The organism is Pseudomonas sp. NFR16, assembly GCF_900108875.1.
Classification (GTDB): Bacteria; Pseudomonadota; Gammaproteobacteria; order Pseudomonadales; family Pseudomonadaceae; genus Aquipseudomonas.
The window spans coordinates 159,383-180,848 of sequence record NZ_FNYJ01000002.1; the positions used below are offsets into that span (position 1 = coordinate 159,383).

At 58.7% G+C, this 21,466-nt stretch carries 19 protein-coding genes; 5 read left to right on the top strand and 14 right to left on the bottom strand.

The window, feature by feature from the left end:
- Positions 1 to 334: 334 nt before the first annotated feature.
- Positions 335 to 1,129, top strand: a complete 795-nt coding sequence (locus tag BMZ10_RS09410) for an SDR family NAD(P)-dependent oxidoreductase (RefSeq protein ID WP_093460582.1) — start codon at positions 335 to 337, stop codon at positions 1,127 to 1,129.
- Positions 1,130 to 1,214: 85 nt separating this feature from the next.
- On the opposite strand, the gene BMZ10_RS27710 is transcribed toward BMZ10_RS09410, so the two are convergent.
- The 4 genes from BMZ10_RS27710 to BMZ10_RS09425 form a co-directional block, all read right to left on the bottom strand.
- Positions 1,215 to 1,391 (bottom strand): hypothetical protein, encoded by a 177-nt coding sequence (locus tag BMZ10_RS27710; RefSeq protein ID WP_177182094.1) that lies wholly within the window; start codon positions 1,389 to 1,391, stop codon positions 1,215 to 1,217.
- A 212-nt stretch (positions 1,392 to 1,603) separates the two neighbouring features.
- On the bottom strand, positions 1,604 to 2,881 hold the full coding sequence (locus BMZ10_RS09415; RefSeq protein ID WP_093460585.1) for a serine/threonine transporter: 1,278 nt from the start codon (positions 2,879 to 2,881) through the stop codon (positions 1,604 to 1,606).
- Between the two features lie 282 nt (positions 2,882 to 3,163).
- Positions 3,164 to 4,492 (bottom strand): ATP-binding protein, encoded by a 1,329-nt coding sequence (locus BMZ10_RS09420; RefSeq protein WP_093460588.1) that lies wholly within the window; start codon positions 4,490 to 4,492, stop codon positions 3,164 to 3,166.
- A complete protein-coding gene (locus BMZ10_RS09425; protein ID WP_093460591.1) occupies positions 4,489 to 5,172 on the bottom strand; it encodes a response regulator in 684 nt (227 codons plus the stop codon). The genes BMZ10_RS09420 and BMZ10_RS09425 overlap by 4 nt, the downstream gene beginning before the upstream one ends.
- A 204-nt stretch (positions 5,173 to 5,376) precedes the next feature.
- On the opposite strand from BMZ10_RS09425, the gene dsbD reads away from it, so the two are divergent.
- The 4 genes from dsbD to BMZ10_RS09445 all read left to right on the top strand — a co-directional run bounded on the left by dsbD (position 5,377) and on the right by BMZ10_RS09445 (position 9,417).
- A complete protein-coding gene (gene dsbD, locus BMZ10_RS09430) occupies positions 5,377 to 7,122 on the top strand; it encodes a protein-disulfide reductase DsbD (protein ID WP_093460594.1) in 1,746 nt (581 codons plus the stop codon).
- Positions 7,122 to 7,964 (top strand): TlpA family protein disulfide reductase, encoded by an 843-nt coding sequence (locus tag BMZ10_RS09435; RefSeq protein WP_093460597.1) that lies wholly within the window; start codon positions 7,122 to 7,124, stop codon positions 7,962 to 7,964. The genes dsbD and BMZ10_RS09435 overlap by 1 nt, the downstream gene beginning before the upstream one ends.
- Complete coding sequence (gene dsbG / locus BMZ10_RS09440; protein ID WP_093460600.1) at positions 7,961 to 8,728, top strand: thiol:disulfide interchange protein DsbG; 768 nt, start codon at positions 7,961 to 7,963, stop codon at positions 8,726 to 8,728. The genes BMZ10_RS09435 and dsbG overlap by 4 nt, the downstream gene beginning before the upstream one ends.
- Positions 8,729 to 8,853: 125 nt before the next feature.
- Complete coding sequence (locus tag BMZ10_RS09445) at positions 8,854 to 9,417, top strand: TetR/AcrR family transcriptional regulator (protein WP_093460603.1); 564 nt, start codon at positions 8,854 to 8,856, stop codon at positions 9,415 to 9,417.
- Between the two features lie 44 nt (positions 9,418 to 9,461).
- Here BMZ10_RS09445 and fabF read toward each other — a convergent pair whose 3' ends face one another.
- The 10 genes from fabF to gmd form a co-directional block, all read right to left on the bottom strand.
- Positions 9,462 to 10,736 carry a beta-ketoacyl-ACP synthase II gene (gene fabF, locus BMZ10_RS09450; RefSeq protein WP_093460606.1) on the bottom strand — a complete coding sequence of 425 codons (1,275 nt, stop codon included), beginning with the start codon at positions 10,734 to 10,736 and terminating at the stop codon, positions 9,462 to 9,464.
- 41 nt (positions 10,737 to 10,777) lie between these two features.
- Positions 10,778 to 11,584 carry an SDR family NAD(P)-dependent oxidoreductase gene (locus BMZ10_RS09455; protein ID WP_093460609.1) on the bottom strand — a complete coding sequence of 269 codons (807 nt, stop codon included), beginning with the start codon at positions 11,582 to 11,584 and terminating at the stop codon, positions 10,778 to 10,780.
- 178 nt (positions 11,585 to 11,762) lie between these two features.
- Positions 11,763 to 12,092, bottom strand: coding sequence for a ComEA family DNA-binding protein (locus BMZ10_RS09460; RefSeq protein ID WP_093460612.1), 330 nt, complete (start codon positions 12,090 to 12,092; stop codon positions 11,763 to 11,765).
- 222 nt (positions 12,093 to 12,314) lie between these two features.
- Positions 12,315 to 13,691: a phosphohexomutase domain-containing protein gene (locus BMZ10_RS09465; RefSeq protein WP_093460615.1), complete on the bottom strand. Its 1,377-nt coding sequence runs from the start codon at positions 13,689 to 13,691 to the stop codon at positions 12,315 to 12,317.
- A 270-nt stretch (positions 13,692 to 13,961) separates the two neighbouring features.
- On the bottom strand, positions 13,962 to 15,956 hold the full coding sequence (locus tag BMZ10_RS09470; protein WP_093462490.1) for a polysaccharide biosynthesis protein: 1,995 nt from the start codon (positions 15,954 to 15,956) through the stop codon (positions 13,962 to 13,964).
- A 63-nt stretch (positions 15,957 to 16,019) separates the two neighbouring features.
- Positions 16,020 to 17,069, bottom strand: a complete 1,050-nt coding sequence (locus BMZ10_RS09475) for an MraY family glycosyltransferase (RefSeq protein WP_093462493.1) — start codon at positions 17,067 to 17,069, stop codon at positions 16,020 to 16,022.
- Positions 17,070 to 17,089: 20 nt separating this feature from the next.
- A complete protein-coding gene (locus BMZ10_RS09480) occupies positions 17,090 to 17,839 on the bottom strand; it encodes a glycosyltransferase family 2 protein (RefSeq protein ID WP_093460618.1) in 750 nt (249 codons plus the stop codon).
- A 4-nt stretch (positions 17,840 to 17,843) separates the two neighbouring features.
- Positions 17,844 to 19,259: a mannose-1-phosphate guanylyltransferase/mannose-6-phosphate isomerase gene (locus BMZ10_RS09485; RefSeq protein WP_093460621.1), complete on the bottom strand. Its 1,416-nt coding sequence runs from the start codon at positions 19,257 to 19,259 to the stop codon at positions 17,844 to 17,846.
- A 77-nt stretch (positions 19,260 to 19,336) separates the two neighbouring features.
- A complete protein-coding gene (locus BMZ10_RS09490; protein WP_093460624.1) occupies positions 19,337 to 20,311 on the bottom strand; it encodes a GDP-L-fucose synthase in 975 nt (324 codons plus the stop codon).
- 1 nt (position 20,312) lies between these two features.
- Positions 20,313 to 21,431 (bottom strand): GDP-mannose 4,6-dehydratase, encoded by a 1,119-nt coding sequence (gene gmd / locus BMZ10_RS09495; RefSeq protein WP_177182095.1) that lies wholly within the window; start codon positions 21,429 to 21,431, stop codon positions 20,313 to 20,315.
- Between the last annotated feature and the right edge of the window lie 35 nt (positions 21,432 to 21,466).

Sequence of the window (21,466 nt, forward strand, 5' to 3'; positions counted from 1 at the left end):
CGGATGTACCGGCCTCTTCCCGGCTGAAGCCGGTCCTACGGTGATCTGCGGGCTTCCCGTACTCTACAGCCACACTCAAAGCCCGTAGGAGTGAGCTTGCTCTGGGCCGCATTCGGACGATCTGCCGGGGACCGGCAGCAAAACCGGTGAACGCGGTGTGTCAGGCATACGCGGCGGCTGGTTTGCGACTGCTGCGCACTCGGACGAATGGCCGCGCAGCGACAACGATTCAGGCCCCGTCATCGGCGAGACAACATGAAGATTGCACATCGGCCTGAACCCCTGCTCACCTGCGGCACTCCATCTTTCTTTGCACCTTCAACGGAGACATGTGATGAAGATCGATTTGACGGGCAAGACGGCGCTGGTGACAGGCTCTACGGTGGGCATCGGTTATGCCATCGCCAAAGGACTGGCCGAGGCCGGGGCTGAAGTGGTGGTCAACGGCCGCAAGCAGGATGCGGTGGACAAGGCCATCGCCAGCCTGCAGAAGGAAGTGGCCGGCGCGCGCCTGCGCGGCGTGGCGACCGATGTCGGGACGGCCGACGGTTGTGATGCCCTGGTCAAGGCGGTGCCGCAGGTGGACATTCTGATCAACAACGTCGGCATTTACGGCCCTCAGGACTTCTTCGAAACGCCCGATGAAGTCTGGCAGCGTTTTTTCGAGGTCAACGTGCTGTCCGGCGTTCGGCTGTCCCGTGCTTATGCCGATGACATGGCCAAGCGCGGCTGGGGCCGGATCGTGTTCATCTCGTCCGAATCGGCCCTGAACATTCCCGCCGACATGATCCATTACGGCTTTACCAAAACCTCCAATCTGTCGATTTCCCGGGGCCTGGCCAAACGGCTGGCGGGCACCGGCGTCACCGTCAATGCGGTCCTGCCGGGCCCTACGCTGTCTGAAGGCGTGGCCGACATGCTCAAGGACGAGGTGGCAAAATCCGGAAAGTCATTGGAAGAGGCGGCCGCTGAGTTCGTGATGGCCCATCGTCCATCCTCGGTGATTCAACGTGCTGCAACGGTTGAGGAGGTCGCGAACATGGTGGTCTATGTCTCTTCGACGCAGGCGTCAGCCACCAGTGGAGCGGCATTGCGGGTCGATGGCGGCGTGGTCGATACCATCGCGTGAGGTGCAGGATGCGCAATAGGTGACGCAAGTGACCAGAGGCGCCCTCAAGTGACGCCCCTGGCCTTTCCCGGCGGTCTCAAGGTGTCTATTCCTCCTCTTCTTCCTCGTCGTCCACTAACGTGAACCAGGGTTTCAGTTCGCCCAGCTCGAAATTACCTGACTCCGCTCTGGCCCTCCCGATGCGGGGAAAGTCAGTGGTTTTGAACGAAACGGACGCATCACCGATCTCGGCGCTCGTCGATACTGCGGATGTGTCAGCCATGTTTGAGCCTCCCTGTCCAAAGATGCGCGTAAGAACGCCGAATCAATATAGACCAGCCTCGTGAACCGCTCGTCGATTCGCGACCCTACGGTCATGCACAAATCAGAACTTGCCATACGCCGAGCTTCGCCGCGCGATCAGACTTCCGGACACCGGTCATCCGCCAGCGCGATGAAGCACGCCGACAGATCACCCAGCCCAACGTCAGGCGGTCAAGGCAGCAGCGAATAAACCAGCGCCGAAATCGACACCAGCCCCAGGGCCACGACGAATACGTTCGACGCCTTGCCCGCGTACTGACGCATGGCCGGGACGTTGCGCACGGCATACATCGGCATCAGGAACAACAGCGCGGCAATGACCGGGCCGCCCAGGGTTTCGATCATGCCCAGGATGCTTGGGTTGAGCGTCGCTACCAGCCAGCACACCACCAGCATGAAGCCTGCCGTCAGCCGATCGAGCGTGCGTGGCGAAGGGCGACGACCGGTTTTTACCACCAGCCCTTTCAGGCCTTCGCTGGCACCGATGTAATGACCCAGAAAGGACTTCGTGATCGCCACGAACGCAATCAGCGGCGCCGCGAACGCAATGGTCGGGTTGCTGAAATGGTTGGCCAGGTAAGACAGGATCGACAGGTTCTGCGCCTTGGCCTCGGCCAGTTGCTCCGGCGAAAGGGTCAGCACGCAACTGAATACGAAGAACAGCACCATGACCACCATCAGCAGGTGGGCGCGGGCGAGAATCTGCGAGCTGCGTCGCTCGGCCTGTTCGCCATACTGACGCTTCTGGTCGACCGCGAAGGCGGAGATGATCGGCGAATGGTTGAACGAGAACACCATCACCGGAATCGCCAGCCACAAGGTGTGCACGAAGGCCGATGGCGCAGGCACGCTGCTTGCGGTGCTGAGGATCCCGCCGGTCCAGTGCGGAATGAGGAACACCGCCAGAAACAGCAGCGCGACGATGAACGGGTAGACCATCAGGCTCATGGCCTTGACGATGATCTGTTCGCCGCAACGCACCACGGCGAGCAGGCCGACAATCAGCACGAAGGCCAGCAGCGCGCGCGGCGGCGGCTGGATGTGCAGTTGATGCTCGAGGAAACTGCCGACGGTATTGGTCAGCGCAACGCTGTAGATCAGCAGGATCGGGAACACCGCAAAGAAATACAGCAGCGTGATCAGGGCGCCGGCTTTTTTGCCGAAGTGCTGTTCGACCACGTCGGTGATGTCTGCGCCTTCACGGCCCGACAGCACGAAACGGGTCAGCCCGCGATGCGCGTAAAACGTCATTGGGAAGGCCAGCACGGCGAGAATCAGCAGCGGCCAGAAGCCGCCGATGCCTGCGTTGATCGGCAGGAACAGAGTGCCTGCGCCAATGGCGGTGCCGAACAACCCGAGCATCCAGGTGGTGTCTTGGCGGTTCCATGAAGTCACGCTCGCGGGCGCGGCGTCGATGCGTGGTTCGACGCTGTTGGCCTGATCATTCATCCGGTCGATTTCTCCGTTGCCGGTGATAGCTACAAGGTCAAAAGCGCGTCAAACAGCTCGGCAGTCGGCGCCCCTGACCGGTTCTCTACAGGGAAAGGGGCGCGATTGTCCGGGATTAGGGAGCAGAATCAAAGGGTTGTCGGAGGGATGGTCATGCTTTCAGACGCCTCTGACGGTGAACTGCGACAAGATTACGCAGGCATGACGATCGATCGCACCCCCTTCGCGCATGGCAACGAAATGCCCGGCGCTGTAAGGCGCCGCCTGCAGTCGCGCACACGGTCAGGCCGACATCGGCCTCAGCGGCATGCTCAACTCGACCCGTAATCCATCACTTCGACTGTCGAAACGCAGCGAGCAGGCGCAGCGCTGGACGATCGCCTGAACGATGGCCAGCCCCAGTCCCGCGCCTGGGCTTTTGCCATTGCGCCAGAAACGCTGGGTGAGCTTTTCCAGATCAGACTCGGGGATGCCCGGCCCGTAATCACGCACCCGGAAGTGCGCCTGGCCGTCGAAGGTTTCCACGCTCAGTTCCACGCGCGCAGCCGCATGGGTATGACGCAGGGCGTTATCGAGCAGATTGCGCAGCGCCGCCACGGCCAGTGCGGCCGGCATTTCCACCGGCGCAGTGGAGAGTCGCGAGGCGAGGATCAGTTCGATACGCGTGTCATCGCCGTGATTGGCGTCATGGATCGCCAGCCGCGCGACCTTTTCCGCATCACACTGCACGCCGTCGTCGAACGACAGACTGCCCTCGACACGCGCCAGCAACAGCAACTGTTCGAGGGTTCGATGCATCCGGTCGGCGCCCTCCTCGGCATGGGCCAGCGCCTTGTCGCGTTTATCGCCGTCAGTCATCCGCGCCACTTGCAGGTGGGTCTTGATGGCCGTCAGCGGGCTGCGCAATTCGTGGGCCGCATCGCCGGTCAGCCTGCGCTCACGCTCAAGGGTCTGGGCGATGCGCTGGAACAGCTGATTCTGGCTCTTGAGCAGCGGCTGCAATTCGCTGGGCAGGTTCGGCACATCCAGCGGCTCGACCGAATCGGCGCTGTGGCGGTTCAACGCATCACGCATTCGATTCAGCGGCGCCAGCCCTCGCCCGATGCCGAACCAGACCAGTATCAGGCTGCCGAACAGGGCCACCAGCACCGGCACGGAGGCGGCAAGCAACACCGAATGGCCGAGCACGTCGCGTTCTATCTGGCGGTCGGCGGTGCTCACCCGAATGCTGCCATGCATCATCGTGTAGACGCGCCAGTGATCGCCGTTGATCATCTGGTCATGAAAGCCGCTGGCGTCGGCTTTCAGCGGCTCCATCGGCGAGCTTTCGGTGCGCGCCAGCACTTGGCCGCGCTGCGAGCTCAGCTGGCACGCCATGCCGTTGGGAATTCCGAGATCGCCTGCGCGCAGCGAGCGTCCATCGGCCGCCGCGGGCATCTGCATCTGTTCAAGCAATCCGGCGACCATGCGTGCCGACGCCTCCAGGCGCTGGTCCAGCGACTGCATCATCTGGGTGCGCAGGTCGCGCAGCATCCAGGCGGCGGCCAGCACCCAGATCAGAATGAACGCCGAGCCCAGGATCAGGCTCAGGCGGGTGCGAAGGCTCATCATCGCGGCGGCTCCCGGGCGTCACTTGCCGGCCCGAGGCGATAACCCAATCCGCGTACGGTTTCGATGATGCCGCCGCCGAGTTTGCGGCGCAGGTGGTGGATGTGGACGTTGAGCGCGTTGCTCTCGACTTCGTCGCCGAAACCGTAGACGCAGTCTTTGAGTTGCTCGCCCGAAAGCACCCGACCGTTGTTGTTCAGCAGCGCGTGCAGCAGCGCCTGCTCACGGCGTGACAAATCCACCGGCTGACCTGCCAGACGCGCTTCGCGGGTGCTGGGGTCGTAGCTCAAGACGCCATGTTCGATCACATTGACGCTGCGCCCGGCCATACGCCGCACCAGCGTGTGCAGGCGTGCGCTGAGTTCACGCAGGTCAAAAGGCTTGAGCAGATAGTCGTCGGCACCGGCCTGCAAGCCGTCGACCCGATCAGTGACGGTGTCGCGGGCCGTGAGGATCAGCACGGGAATCTCGACGCCTTGATGGCGCAACTGACGCAGCAGCTTAAGGCCGTCTTCGTCGGGCAGACCCAGGTCCAGCACCATGACATCGAAATGCGCGGCCGACAGCATCGCCCGCGCCGCCGATGCGGTGGCGACCCGGTCGACCGTCAGGCCCTGAGCGTCCAGACCGGCGGCGATACCGCTGGCAATCAGGTCGTCGTCTTCGCAAAGCAATACGTGCATGGCAAGCCCCGGAGAAAAAGGCGATTGGAACAGCGTGGGATTAAGCGTGGATTATGCACCGGCCCGAGGCGTTGCTGGTCGTCTTGTTAATTGCCGGAAAGTCGTCGCCGGGCAACACCGGGTGAGGATGCGGACCCGACGTTAACCGGGCCTTAATCACCGATCGTTACGCTGCGGGGCATTGATGATTGGCTGGGGTCGGGCATGCGTAGGGTATGGATGCTGTTGCTGGTGTTGTTTCCGCTGTTGGCGCAGGCGCTTCCCGGTGGGGACTTGTTCAAGAAGCCTGACTTTCTGCCGGTCGGGCAGGCTTTCATTTTCAGTTCCGAGCGCCTGGACTCCGGGGAAACGCGGCTGTACTGGCAGATCGCGGACGGTTACTACCTCTATCAGAAACGCTTGAAATTCGACGGCCTGTCCCCGCAACAGCAACCCACCCTGCCGGCGGGGCAAGATCACAACGACGAGTACTTCGGCCAGCAGCAGGTCTATCGCCAAGGGCTGGAGTTGACGATCCCAGCGTCGGCCAGCGGTCAGGTGACCATCGGCTGGCAGGGCTGCGCCGACGCGGGCCTGTGTTACCCGCCCCAGAGTCTGCGACTCGATCTGGGCGCTGACAGCCCAGCTTCCAGCGCTGCCGTCAGTCAGGGCCTGGCGCCAGATCAGGCGCTGGCAACCGATCTGCAACACCGCTCGCCGGGCTGGAGTGTGCTGATCTTTTTCGGTCTGGGCCTGCTGCTGGCGTTCACGCCCTGTTCGTTGCCGATGCTGCCGATTCTGGCGGGCGTCGTGGTGGGCAGCGGTGCGAGCCCGCGTCGTGGTTTTGCGCTTGCTGGCTGTTATGTCCTGAGCATGGCGCTGATCTATGCAGGGCTGGGTGTGCTCGCCGCGCTGCTCGGCGCCAACCTGCAGTCGACGCTGCAACAGCCCTGGTTGCTCGGCAGCTTTGCCGGGTTATTCGTGATTCTGTCGTTGCCCATGTTCGGCTTCTTCGAGCTGCAGCTGCCGGGTTTCCTGCGTGATCGTCTGGCCAGCGCCGGGCGCCAGCGCCAAGGCGGCAGCCTGCCGGGCGCAGCGTTGCTCGGTGCGCTGTCGGGGCTGATGGTCGGGCCATGCATGACCGCGCCACTGGCCGGCGCGCTGCTTTACATCGCGCAAAGCGGCAATGCCGTGCACGGTGGCCTGGTGTTGTTCGTCATGGGATTGGGCATCGGGCTGCCGCTGCTCTTGCTGGTCACGGTGGGAAGTCGCTTCCTGCCCAAGCCCGGCGCGTGGATGGATGCGGTCAAGGGCGTTTTCGGCTTCCTGTTGCTAGGGACGGCGTTGATCATGGTCCGCCCCCTGCTGGCCGAAAGCGTGTGGCTGGGCCTGTTCGGCGCGCTGCTGGTCGTCGCCGGGTTCTGCGCTGTCGTTCAGACCCGCGCCCTCCAGCGTGTCGTGCTGATGGGGACACCCGGCGGTGCGATCATCGGCCTCTGGGGCGTGCTGATGCTGATCGGCGCAGCAGGCGGCGGCCATGATCCGTGGCAGCCGCTCAAGGTCTTCAGCGGTTCGGCAACCGAAGCCGCAGGCGGAAGCCACGACGCCTTCACCACTATCAGCGATCCGCAGGCACTGGACCGCGAACTGGCCCGCGCCAAGTCAGAAAGCCAGTGGGTACTGATCGACTACTACGCCGACTGGTGCGTGTCGTGCAAGATCATGGAAAAAGAGGTGTTCGGCAAAAACGATGTGCTGCAAGCATTGAGCGGCGTGCGACTTCTGCGCCTGGATGTCACCGCCGACAACGCCGCCAGCCGCGAGCTGCTGGGTCGGTATCAGGTTCCGGGGCCGCCCAGCCTGTTGTGGATCGGACCTGACGGCAGCGAGCGCCGAGACCGGCGGATCACCGGTGAAATCGATGCCAAAGGCTTCGCCGAGCACTGGCAAGCGACGCGGGAGCGCGGCTGATGTTGAGCTTTTCCCTTGGTCCGTTGGTGCTCTCCCTGACGCATCTGTTGCTGTTGATGGCCCTGGCGCTGTCGACACTGGTCGGTTGGCTGGCCGGTCGCAGGCGGCGCATCAATCCGGAGCGTGCGCTGTTTGCGCTGTTCCTTCTCGGGCTTTTGGTCGCACGACTGGCATTCGTCGCCGCGTACTGGCCGCAGTACCAAAGCCAGATTCTGCGCATCGTCGACATCCGTGACGGCGGCTTTCTGATCTGGCCTGGCGTTGTCGCCGTGGTGGTCGCCACCACAGTGCTGGTCTGGAACCGGCCGCTGCAACGCAAGGCCCTGGGGCTTGGCGTCGCGAGCGGATTGTTGTTCTGGTGGCTGGCGGGGCTCGTTGTCAGCGCGCAGCATCAGAACGTCTCCCTCCCCGACCTCACGCTGCGCGATACCGCGGGGCGGCCGGTGCAACTGAGCGACTATGCCGGACGCAAGCTGGTCATCAACCTGTGGGCGACCTGGTGCCCGCCGTGTCGCCGTGAAATGCCGGTGTTGCAGGCCGCGCAACGGCTCAATCCCGATGTCGTGTTCCTGTTCGTCAATCAGGCAGAAAGTCCTCGGGAGGTGGCGACTTTTCTTGCAAGCCAGGGTCTGCATCTGGACAACGTTTTATTCGATGACAGCGGTGAGCTGGCCAGAAGCGTCGGTTCCGCCGCCCTGCCCACCACCCTGTTCTACAACCCGGACGCGAGCCTGTCGGGCAGCCATCTGGGCGAACTTTCCGACGCCAGCCTGAAGCATTATCTGGACAACCTCAGCGCACCGGTGATGCCTTCTTCCTCCCAGCCAAGGAGCAGTCAATGAGTTTCATGCGTTTATCGATTATGGCCGCCGCCGGCGTGCTCGCCCTGCAGAGCACGCTGTTGCGGGCCGAAGAATTACCCGCACCGATCAAGGCGCTGGAAGCAAAAGGCGCGACCATCAAGGGCAGTTTCGATGCGCCCGGCGGGCTCAAGGGTTACGCCGCGCAATACCAGAATCAGGGCATGGCGCTGTACCTCACGCCCGATGGCAAGCACGTGCTGGCGGGTAATCTGTTCGACGAAAAGGGCGAAGACCTCAGCGAAGCGCCGCTGCAGAAGCTGGTCTACGAGCCCATGACCAAGGCCATGTGGACCCGGATGGAGAACAGCGCCTGGATCGAGGACGGCGCAAAGACCGCGCCTAAAGTGATCTATCTGTTCAGCGACGCCAATTGCCCCTACTGCAACATGTTCTGGGAACAGGCGCGGCCGTGGGTCAAATCCGGCAAGGTGCAGTTGCGCCACATCATGGTCGGTGTGATTCGCGAAGACAGCGCCGCCAAAGCCGCTGCACTGATGGCCGATGCCAACCCGGAAATGGCGCTGCAAAAACATGAGCAAGCCGGCAAAAGCAGTTCGCTGAAGCCTCTACAGACCATTCCCAAAGACATTCAGGCCAAGCTCGACGGCAACATGAAACTGATGGAAGACATGGGGCTTTCGGCAACACCTTCGATCTTCTACAAGGACGAAAGCGGCCACCTGCAACAGCAACAAGGCGCGCCCCGGCCTGACGTGCTGGCGAAGATAATGGGCCCCAAATAAGCGTCTGAGCGCGTGTGATCAACTGACCAATGGCAACCTGGCCCGAAAAGTGGATGCTGCATCGGCTCACCATACATGTAAAAATGTCGATCAACATTTCAAGGGCCAAGCGGGAGGCTCGTTCCATGCGTTACGCCGAAGATCACAAAGCCCAGACTCATCAGCGAATCCTCAACGAGGCTGCCGCACGTTTTCGTCGCGACGGCATCGGTGCCACGGGGTTGCAGCCGCTGATGAAAGCCCTGGGCCTGACCCACGGTGGCTTTTATGCCCATTTCAAATCCAAGGATGATCTGGTCGAAAAGGCCCTGCGTTGCGCAGTGGACCAGCTGAGCGAGTCTCGAGGCGAGAAGTTGGCCGGGGATCCTTCGGCTCAGGCCTTCATTGATATGTATTTGAGCAAGGCCCATCGCGACGAGCCGGAAAAAGGCTGCCCGTTGCCCACCATGGCATCGGAGCTGGGCCAGCGTGGCCAGCCCAGCGAGATCACCGACGAACTCATCACCCGCATGCTCCAGACCCTTGAGTCCGGCATGCCGGCCGAAGAGGACAGCGAGAAAAGCGTGATGCTCATGTCGAGCCTCGTCGGTGCACTGGTGCTCTCGCGCAGTGCAAAAGACCCGGCGCTGGCCGAGCGCATTCTCAGCAGCACTCGCGAGCAGCTGAAGCAGCAGATCAAAACCGCCTGATCCCGCGCTCCCCTGTCAGCCACGACAGGGGAGCTTTGCGTCACTCAGGGCCGCCAGCGACGAAACAGCACGCTGGCATTCACGCCCCCGAATCCGAAACCATTGGAAAGCGCGTACTCGATCTCCATCTCGCGGGCCTTGCCGTGAACGATGTCGATGCCTTCGGCAACGTCGTCCGGGTTTTCGAAGTTCAGGGTCATCGGCGCGATTTGATCGCGAATCGCCAGCGCCGTGAAGATCGCTTCGATGCCTCCCGCCGCGCCCAGAAGATGCCCGGTTGCGGATTTGGTCGAGGTCACGGCGACGCCATTCTGATCGCCGAACACCGTCTTGATCGCCGCCATTTCACCCTTGTCCCCGACCGGCGTGGACGTCGCGTGCGCATTGAGGTGCTGGATCTGCGCAGGCTCGATGCCCGCCTGCCGAATGGCCGCCTGCATCGCCCGTCGTGCTCCGCTGCCGTCTTCCGGCCCGGCCGTGAGGTGATAGGCGTCGGCGCTGGTGCCGTAACCCACCAGTTCGACAATCGGTGTGGCGCCGCGGGCAAGCGCGTGTTCCAGGGTCTCGATGACCATGATGCCGGCGCCCTCGCCCATGACGAAGCCGTCGCGGTCGCGATCAAAAGGCCTTGAAGCGCGTTCCGGCGTGTCATTGAAACCGCTGGACAGCGCCCGTGCAGCCGCAAAACCGCCCAGTGCGACACGATCGATACAGGCTTCGGCGCCGCCGCAGATCGCGATGTCCGCTTCGCCGTTGCGGATCAGCCGGGCCGCATCGCCAATCGCCTGAACCCCGGCCGCGCAAGCGGTCACCGGTGCGCCGAGCGGGCCCTGGAAACCGTGCTGGATCGACACGTGACCGGCCGCCAGGTTGACCAGGAACGAAGGAATGGTGAACGGCGAGAGACGCCGCGGGCCGCGCGAGTCGGTCGTGCGCACCGCGTCGGCAATAGCGCCGAAACCGCCGACGCCCGCGCCGATGATCGTCGCGGTACGCTCGCGCTCTTCATCGGTCGAGGGTGCCCAGCCTGCCTGCGCCACGGCCTGTTGCGCAGCGCCGAGGGCAAACAGGATGAAGCGGTCCATTTTCTTCTGCTCTTTGGGAGGTGCTGCAGCGTCGGCGTCAAAACCGGCTTCAGGATCCTCCGCCAGCGTCGGAACTGGCCCGCCCACTTTGCCCGGCAAGTCAGCAACGGTCTCCTCGGGCAACCGAACGATGCCGGAACGCCCTTCGAGCAAGCGTCGCCAGACCGCCTCGACACCGGTGCCCAAAGGCGTGACCAACCCCATTCCCGTCACTACGATGCGACGTTCGCTCATGCATTCACCTTTTCAACATTCATGGCGTAAACAGGTACGTTTCACGCACCCGAAGTTTTGTAACGTGCCGCTGCGTGCTGCAGCGACAGATTCGGCCCCAGCGCGAGACGCGCGTTGACGAAGTTCTGCCAGTCCTCGGCGTTTGGCAGCGAAGGAATAGTCACCAGCTCTTTTTGATCGAAGCCGGCCAGCGACGCGTCGACCATTTCGTTGACGTCCATCACCATTTCAGCCGGGAAGGCGTTCAGGTCCATGCCGGCACGTTCCCAGATTTCGGTGCGCGTCGCGCCAGGCATCACCGCCTGAACCTGCACGCCCTTCTCACCGATTTCAGCATTCAACGACTGAGTCAGGCTCAGGACATATGCCTTGCTCGCCGTGTAGACCGCGTTGAAGCGCTCGGGAATCATCGGCACCACAGACGCGATGTTGATGATTGCCCCGCGCTGGCGAGCGACGAAACCAGCAGCGGCCGCGGCGGCCAGATGCGTCAGCGCGGTGATGTTCAGCGAGATCAGTCGGTCGACGTCGCCCAGGTCCGCTTGCGACAGCGGCGCATTCAAAGCCACGCCCGCGTTATTGACCAGCAGCGTGATGGCCGCATCGTCACGCAGGCGCTGCTCGATCTTGGCAACGTCGGCAGCGTTGGTCAGGTCAGCCTTGAGCACTTCGACGCTGGCCGACGTGTTCGCCCGCAGATCAGTGGCAAGCGTTTCCAGACGCGCCTGGTCGCGCGCCACCAGCAACAGGTCGAAACCCCGCTTGGCCAGACGGTCGGCGTAGGTGAAACCGATGCCAGAGGATGCGCCGGTGATCAGGGCTGTACCTTTGCTGCTGTTAGTGCTCATGGGCATTTCTCCAAGGATGTTCAGGTTAGCTGTCAGCGCATATTACGCTCGTAATTTTACAAATTATATGTCGATTGACATTTTTAATGTCAAGCGTGAAGAACAGGCCGTGAGGCCGGTGACTGCCGGGCAAAAAAAAGACCGATCGCGTGATCGGCCTTTCTGGCTTGAGGGTGTTTCAGTCTATCGAGAGTTTTTCGCGGTTCTTGTCCAGGAGCGCTTTGCCGATGCCTTTGACTTCGATCAGCTCATCGACCGAGGTGAAGCCTCCGTGCTCGTCACGGTAGGCGACGATCGCTCCGGCTTTGGCCGCGCCGATGCCGGACAACTCTTTTTGCAGGACTTCAGCGCTGGCGGTGTTGATATTGACTCTGCCGGTCTGCTCGACCTTGGCCGAGGCGACCGCAGGTTTTGCGGCGTCGACCGGCGCAGCGGGGGCTGCGGTCACTGCAACCGAGGTGCTCGCCAGCAGTGCAAAAATCAAAGAGGACAGGTAGGGAATACGCATGAGGGTGCTCCATGGACATCGTGAGTGAAAGCAGCTTTCCTGAGCTGCCCTGCAAACCTAGACGATGCTGACGGAACCTGGATGAGGGTGTACGTGACGGGATGTGTAGCGTTCGGAATTGAAGACGGTTTCTATGAAGTTCGACGACGATCGGCCAGCCAGAACCGGCGACGAGAGATAAATTGAAACCCTTGGTCACAGGACCAAGGGCTTCGCTGCTGCTTACTGACCTTGTTTGAGCAGGCCTTCGATTTCTTTGACCTTGGCCTCGACCAACGCCGGATCGCGACGGCTTTCAACGTTCAGGCGCAGCAGCGGCTCGGTGTTGGAGCCACGCAGGTTGAAGCGCCATTCGGCGAACTCAAGGCTGATGCCGTCGGTGCGATCGATGTTCGACGCGCTCGGCGAGTAATGCTCGAGCACCTGACTCAGCACCGATTTAACGTCGGCCACCTTGTAGTTGATCTCGCCGCTGCACGGATACGCCGCCATGCGCTCGTCAACCAGTTCGGAAAACTTCTTGCCCGAAACGGACATCAGCGCGGTCACCAGCAGCCACGGAATCATGCCGCTGTCGCAGTAGGCAAAGTCGCGGAAGTAATGGTGGGCGCTCATCTCGCCGCCATACACCGCGTCTTCTTTACGCATGCGCTCTTTGATGAACGCGTGACCGGTTTTGCACAGAACCGGCGTACCGCCTGCCTGCTGAACCTGATCGATGGTGTTCCAGGTCAGGCGCGGGTCGTGAATGATCTTCGAGCCCGGCTCCTTCTTGAGCAGCATTTCTGCCAGCAGACCAACCAGGTAATAGCCCTCTACGAAGCGCCCTTTCTCGTCGAAGAAGAAGCAACGGTCGAAATCGCCGTCCCACGCCAGACCGATGTCGCAACTGTGCTTGAGCAATGCGTCGCGGGTGATGCTGCGGTTTTCCGGCAGCAGTGGGTTTGGCACACCGTTAGGGAAATTGCCATCTGGCTCGGCATTGATGATCACCCACTCGAACGGCAGCTGCGACTTGATGGCCTCGAGTGCCGGTCCGACCGCGCCGTTGCCCGGGTCGGCAAGGATCTTCAGCGGGCGAAGATCGACGCCGCTGACGTAACTCAACAGGTGCTTGATGTACGCGGCCTTGTCAGGACGGGAATCCACACGGCCCGGACGTTCGGCCTTGTCACCGATATTGCCGGCATCGACGCGCTCACGGATGGCGTCCAGCCCGGTGTCGCCACTGATCGGCCGAGACTGGCCTTTGACCAGCTTCATGCCGTTGTACCCTTTCGGGTTATGGCTGGCGGTGACCATCACGCCGCCGTCGGCTTCGTAGTGGCTGGTCGCAAAATACACTTCTTCGGTGCCGCACAGGCCGATGTCGATGACATCCGCGCCGGCATCCTGAATACCTTTCATCAACGCCTGAGCCAGCGGCGGGCTTTCCAGACGCATGTCGCGGCCCACCACGATATTTTTCGCACCCAACTCCAGCACCAATGCCCGCCCGATACGGTAGGCAATGTCGTCGTCCAGATCGGTGGGGACCTGGCCACGGATGTCATAAGCTTTGAAACAGCGGGTCTGAATAGCGGGATAGACGGAATTCATGTCTAAAAACCTATATGCAAAGAACCCACGGGTTCCGTTCAGTATGAAGCAGCCCAAACGACAGGCCACACGCATCCCTCGCGCACTTCAGTCCGGAGGCGAGGGTTAGGCAGTGGAAAACGGGATTTGTTAACTGGGGGGTGGAAATTTTTCTGGGCGGGGGCGGAGGAATACAGCGCGGCTCAGGCCGGAAAGGCCTGAGCTTGCGTCAGGTAAAGGAACACGGCGTCGCTTCCGGCAGCGCTGACCACCTGAAAAATCTGAAATGTCTCAGACCTTTGGTTTTCTCGCCATATGAATCCAGTCGACGATTTCCCCTTCTGGGGTGTAGCCGCTCACTGTTTCGCGCAATATCGAACGGACCCTGCCGTAATCATCCACTTCTGTAGCTGCGAGCAATTCAGACAATCGCGCTTTGAGTACATCCCAAGCAAGAAAGTCTTCGTGTGCACTCATAATCATCGCGTGTCGAGTTGGCACCACGTTATCCCCGATCAAAAGCTCTTCGTAGAGTTTTTCTCCGGGGCGCAAACCGGTGAACTCGATCTCGATGTCGCCATGAGGATTTTGTTCGGAGCATATGCTGAGCCCTGACAGGTGAACCATTTTCTCAGCCAACTCGACTATCTTCACGGGCTCGCCCATGTCTAGCACAAACACATCACCACCCAGACCCATTGATCCAGCTTGAATAACCAGCTGCGCTGCTTCCGGAATGGTCATGAAATAACGCGTGATGTTCGGGTGAGTCACAGTGACGGGCCCCCCGGATTTTATCTGCCGGTGGAATAGTGGAATGACCGATCCGGAAGATCCTAAAACATTACCGAAACGCACCATCGTGAATCGCGTCTTGTTCACCCTGGCCACGTTCGACGGTTCCCCGAACATGACCGGAGCAGCTTCCTTGCTGAGCGCCTGCAGGACAAGTTCAGCTAAACGTTTTGTGCCTCCCATGACGTTGGTAGGTCTGACGGCCTTATCCGTCGAGATCAACACGAAGTTAGCAACGCCCGCCTGCAACGCCGATTGCGCTGTGTTCAGCGTTCCTATGACATTGTTGAGCACACCCTCGGCGATGTTGTGCTCGACCATGGGCACATGTTTGTACGCGGCGGCGTGGTACACAGTTTCCACCTGCCAGGTTTTCATCACGTCCAGCAACTTTGGCGCATTACGGATAGTGCCCAAAATGGGCAGAATTCTGACCTGCAGCGATTCTCGACGCGTGCGCAGTTCAAGCTCCGAGAGGATGCTGTACAAGTTGAATTCGCTGTGATCAAACAGCAACAGCGTAGCGGGACCGATCGAAAGAATCTGACGGCACAACTCCGAGCCAATGGAGCCACCTGCGCCTGTGACCATCACGACTTTGTCCCTGATGCAGCGCTCCAGAAGGTCAGCTTGCGCAGGTACAGGATCGCGGCCCAACAAATCAGCGATGTCGACTTCCTGAATATCGTCGACTTTCACTCGCCCGCTGGCGAGATCCATAAATCCGGGAACGCTACGAACATGCAGCGGGAATTGCTCGAGAAAACCAAGAATCTCTCTGCGTCTCGTGCGGGTACACGATGGGACTGCGAGCAGTATTTCTTGTGCCCCGGTGACATCCAGCATCTGTTGAATATGCTTGGGCTTATAGACCTGCAGCCCCGATATAACGCGGTTGGAAATCGTCGGATCGTCATCGATGAATGCAACCGGGCGCATCAGTCTGCCCATTCTCAAAGCCGCGACCAGCTGATTGCCAGCGGCCCCTGCCCCATAGATTGCGACCCTGGGAAGTGAATCATGACGAGGTACGAACGGAACATGACGCGTCGCGGAAAACCAGTCACCCAGGAAATACTGGCGCATCGCAAGGCGCAGCCCGCCTATCAAAATCAGGCTAAGCCACCAGTAATTGAAAATAATGGAGCGTGGGACGACCGGAATATGTTGGTTGTTCCAGTAGACAATCAGCGACAGAGTCAGTGAGGACAGACTGACCGCTTTGATGATCGTGATAAGCGCGTCATTGCCGAAATACCGCAGCACAGCACGATACATTCCCATCCTGATGAAAAATGGCAGTGCAACTATCGGTGCAGTGAGAAACAACCAACGGTGCTGCGTCAGGGGCATCCACGGGTTTTCAATGCCTAACCTGACGATGAACGCCATCTCAAGCGCCAGCCACACCAGAGCGACATCGACCAGGACTTGCAAAAATCGTTTTTGGCGACGGGTCAAGCTCAACAAATAAGCCTTCAATTTATCCATCATCCTACGCCTCGAAACTCTCCAGAAAAAACGACAGCCCTCAAACAGCCCGATAACCTCGCGCTAGACGTGTTCAGGCGTTCCAGCATTGTATCTGATTGCCAGTGCGACCAGTGGAGCATAGGCGACCAATAGAGCAATAGGACCGTCAAGTTTGAACAGCACCACGGCAGCCGCCCATGGAAACAACCAAAGTACATTGATCAGCAATACGGTGAGGGTGACCGGCAAATGCGCCTTGTGCCGGCGGGAAGCATATTGATAGGCATGGGTGCGATGGGCTTCATAAACACGCTCACCGCGAAGGAGTCTGCGCATGAGGGTGAAAGTCGCGTCGACGATGAACACACCTAACAGAATTAACCAGGCCCACAGAAAATCAGGGTTGCTTTGGCTGGCCTGCAGTGACAACGCTGCCAGCACAATGCCGAGGAACCCGCTCCCCGCATCACCCATGAAAATCCGGGCTGGCGGAAAATTCCAACACAAAAATCCACCCGCACTGATGGCTAAAAGCAGCGAGGTGGGGATGAGCCTGTTCTCGCCAAGCCAATAATACAAAACGCAGGCGCCAACGCATGTGGTAATGGTTTGAACACTGGCGAGGCCGTCAATACCGTCCATGAAATTATAGAGATTGAGCAGCCAGACAATATAAAAAGCTCCCAAAACCGTGCCGATCCACCCCAAGTCAAAGCGGGTGCCGAACATCTCGATGGCTGGCAAACCTCCAAGCCAGAACAGAATCCATCCTGAAGCAATGAAGTGCCCGGCTAGACGCCAACGAGCAGCGATATGCCCGTGATCATCAAGAAAACCCAGGATCGCCAAAGCGCCGCCTGCGCCAAGCAACCCGCACATATCGGAGAACTGCAATAGCTCTGAATACCAGAGGTAAGGCAGCACCGCCATGAAGGAGATGACGATAGCCACCCCGCCGCCACGAGGGGTAGGAACACTGTGCGAACTGCGCTCATTCGGAATATCGATCACGCTGTTTCGCAGCGCATACATTCGCAAGAGCCAGGTCAAAATAACGGAGAACAGAAAAACGACCAGCGCCGATAGCCATAACACTTTCACGATAACGCACCCATGTACCAAGGACTCCATCCGAGGGCAAAAACCAAACATCAGCGCTTTAGATAGCTTGCCAATTTAAAGGGCACCTTCAACGCGATCATTGCCAGGTTGGTGTAAATCCCGTTTTCCCTGCAGGCTCTGACGATCTCCATATTCTGGTGCACGCGCCACCAAAATCCTGTGGTACTGATGCCACCATCGCGCATTTTCACAAACGTCGCCGGTATCCGCGCCATTGTGACGCCCTTCGACATAAACCTCGCCATCAATTCAAAATCAGCCGAGACGCGGTAATTAATCTTGTAATTACCCAACTGTGCAAATAATTCGCGGCGCGCATAGAAGGTAGGATGGGGAATCATGAAGCCAAAGCGTATTTTCCATGGGGAAAAGCCAGCAGAAGAATAGGTGCGCGTGACGGCATCGGTGTTGGTTCTCTCGACGAATACAAGATCTGCGTACACGGCGCCGATATCAGGTTGACGCTTCAATTCTTCGGCCAGTAAAGCAATAACACTGGCATCCTTGAACACGTCATCAGAGTTCAAGATCCCGACGTAATCACCTGTGGCGAGCGCGACCCCCTTATTCATCGCATCATAGATTCCCTTATCGGGCTCGCTGATGAATTTTGCTATTCGTCCGTCGTACTCGCTCACGATAGAAACGGTGGCATCCTTCGACGCGCCATCCACAACAATATATTCAATATCAGGATAACTCTGCGCCAGGACGGACTCGATCGTATCGCGAATAGTCGCCGCGCTGTTGTAGCAAACTGTAATTATAGAAATTTTCAAATGCTTAACCTTTTACCCGGCCGTATTTATCTTCGAAACGAACGATATCATCCTCTCCCAGATAAGAGCCGGACTGAACTTCAATCAATTCAAGGGGAATGACGCCCGGATTTTCAAGCGCGTGGATCTGCCCAATTGGAATGTAGGTCGACTGATTCTCAGTGACTAGATAGGTATCTTCACCATTGGTCACTTGCGCGGTACCGCTCACAACAATCCAGTGTTCCGCACGATGATGATGCTTCTGTACGGAAAGCTTCGCGCCTGGGTTGACGGTGATTCTTTTAACCTGGTATCGGGGGCCCTGATCAATAGAGTCATACACGCCCCACGGCCGGTACACCTCTCTGTGTTCAAGGTGTTCCTGACGACCTTTTTCCTCAAGCTGTGCGACGATGCGCTTTACATCCTGAACGCAGTCCTTCTGGGCGACCAGGACGGCGTCTTTTGTTTCTACGATGATCAGATTATCAACGCCGAGCGTGGCCACGAGGCGATGATTGGCGCTGATATAGCTGTTCTTGCTCGCTTCGGTGACCACATCGCCTACTACGACATTATTGGCGCTGTCTTTCTCGCCAATATCCCACAGCGCTGACCAAGATCCGATGTCGCTCCAGCCAGCATTCAGCGGCAGAACAACCGCATCTTGGGTGTGCTCCATGACGGCATAATCGATCGAGTCGCTTTTGCACCCCACGAAAGCATCGACACCAATGCGCACAAAATCCAGATCTTTTCGAGCGCTGGCCATCGAGGACCGACATGCTGAAGCGATAGCAGGCGCATGTACATCCAGCTCCGCCAGATATCGACGTGCCTTGAACATGAACATGCCACTGTTCCAGTAGTAACCGCCCTTGCTAACAAACTCTTCAGCGTGCTGACGATCAGGTTTTTCAACGAATTGATCTAACAGGTAGCTGCCGTTCGTAGAATGCTCCCCGCATTTGAGATACCCGTATCCAGTCTCTGCGTAGGTCGGCACGATTCCAAAAGTAACAAGCTTTCCATTATCGGCAAGCCGCTCAGCGTCAGCGAGGCTGGAGTGGAAAGCGCTCACGTCTCCTATGAAATGATCCGCCGGCAGAACGAGAAGCGTCGGGTCATCTTCGAACTCCAAGGCGTGCAACGCTGCCAATGCTACCGCTGGAGCGGTGTTTCTACCCTCTGGCTCAAGCAAAATATGCGCGTGAATCCCCTTGAGGTGCCTCAGCTGTTCAGCTGCAAGAAAGCGATGCTCTTCATTGCAAATCACGATCGGCGAACCGAACGTACAGCCAGTCAGCCGACCCACCGTCGATTGCAGCATTGATACTTCGGGATCAACCAGAGGTAGAAACTGCTTTGGGTTCAAATGCCGCGACTGTGGCCAGAGCCTGGAGCCCGAGCCACCCGCCAAAATTACCGGATAAAACATTGTGCAATCCTTCACACGGATGCAGGGTTAACGCTGCTGGTGACATTGAATGAGCTGAATTCCGAGGGATGTAAACGTCAGCTTCTCGCCTCAAGGCGATGCTCCACGAACCAACGGTAAGCATCTGCCAGGCCGGCTTCCAGACTGATGCTGGACTTCCAACCGAGGCGTTGTAAACGACTGACATCCATCAGTTTACGAGGCGTCCCATCAGGTTTAGTGCTGTCGAAAACCAGGTTGCCGCGAAAGCCGGTTACCTGAGCAACGGTCTCGGCCAACTCCCTGATCGTGCAATCTTCCCCTGTGCCAATGTTGATATGGGAAAGCATGGGTTGTGTGTGTGTGGCATAGACATCGGAAGGCAGCTCCATGACATGCACGCTCGCTGCGGCCATGTCGTCAACGTGGAGAAACTCGCGCATTGGTTTACCGCTTCCCCAGATCACCACCTCAGTTACATTCTCCGATACAGCCTCATGAAATCTTCTCAGCAGTGCAGGGATAACGTGGCTGTTTTCAGGATGAAAATTGTCGTTGGGGCCATAGAGGTTCGTTGGCATCACGCTTCGGTAGTCACGCCCAAACTGGCGATTGTAACTTTCACATAACTTGATGCCTGCAATCTTCGCGATCGCGTACGGCTCATTGGTAGGCTCCAGCACGCCGGTCAATAGCGCGTCTTCTTTCATAGGTTGTTCAGCATCACGGGGATAGATGCAGGACGACCCGAGAAACAACAGCTTTTGCACACCAGACAAATGCGCGGCCTGGATGATGTTTGCCTCGATCATGAGGTTTTGATAGATAAAGTCGGCGGGCATGACGTTATTGGCGTGAATCCCCCCCACCTTCGCAGCAGCCAGATAAATCTGATCAAACGAATGCGCGCCGAAGTATTCGTTGACGGCATTCTGATTCAGAAAATCGACTTCATCACGTCCAGCGCAGATGATGTTCGTGTACCCAAGCTTGCTCAATCGTCGGACGATCGCGGACCCAACCATCCCCTTATGTCCGGCGACAAAAACCTTCGCTGACGTTTCCATAGCCATCTCAATTCTCCACAGATACGGGAATTTCGTGGCCGTGGGACTTCAGCAGGGCATGCCGTTGGGCTGCCTTCAAGTCTTCCCTGACCATTTCCGCGCACATTTCTTGAACGGTGATCTCAGGGGTCCAGCCAAGCTTTTCTTTCGCTTTTGAAGGATCCCCCAGCAATGTTTCGACCTCTGCCGGACGGAAATAGCGGGGGTCAACGCGGACGATGACGTCTCCCACATTCAGGACTGTCGAAATGGCCCTGTCTACGCTGTCCACGATACCGACTTCGTCAACACCTGTTCCTTCGAATCTAAGAACAATGCCCAATTCAGCCGCGGACCACCGTACGAAGTCGCGCACCGAGTGCTGCTCGCCGGTCGCGATCACATAGTCCTCAGGGGTGTCTTGTTGAAGCATCATCCACTGCATGCGCACATAATCCTTCGCATGCCCCCAATCACGCAGCGCATCCATATTGCCCAGATACAGACACGGCTCCAAACCTTGAGAGATGTTGGCAAGCGCCCGGGTGATCTTTCTGGTTACAAACGTCTCTCCCCGACGTGGCGACTCATGGTTGAACAGAATGCCATTGCACGCAAACATGCCGTATGACTCACGGTAATTGACCGTAATCCAGTACGCATAGAGCTTTGCGACTGCGTAGGGAGACCTTGGATAGAAGGGAGTGGTTTCTTTCTGCGGTGTTTCCTGCACCAAGCCGTACAACTCAGAAGTCGAAGCCTGATAAAACCGAGTTTTTTTCTCAAGCCCCAGGAGCCGAATCGCTTCCAGAATACGCAACGTGCCCATGGCATCCACATCGGCAGTGTATTCGGGCGACTCGAAACTCACCGCAACGTGCGATTGAGCGCCGAGATTGTAAACCTCATCAGGGGCCACCTCCTGGATGATCCTGGTGAGGTTTGACGAATCAGTTAAATCGCCGTAGTGAAGCACGAAATTGCGATTGTCGATGTGCGGGTCTTGGTAGATATGATCGACCCGCTGGGTATTGAATGAAGATGCACGGCGCTTGATGCCGTGAACTTCGTAGCCCTTTTCTAACAGCAGCTCAGCTAGGTAGGAGCCGTCTTGGCCAGTAATACCGGTAATTAAAGCTTTTTTCATAAACAATTAACCTTGGAGTTTATTTTCGCCAACTA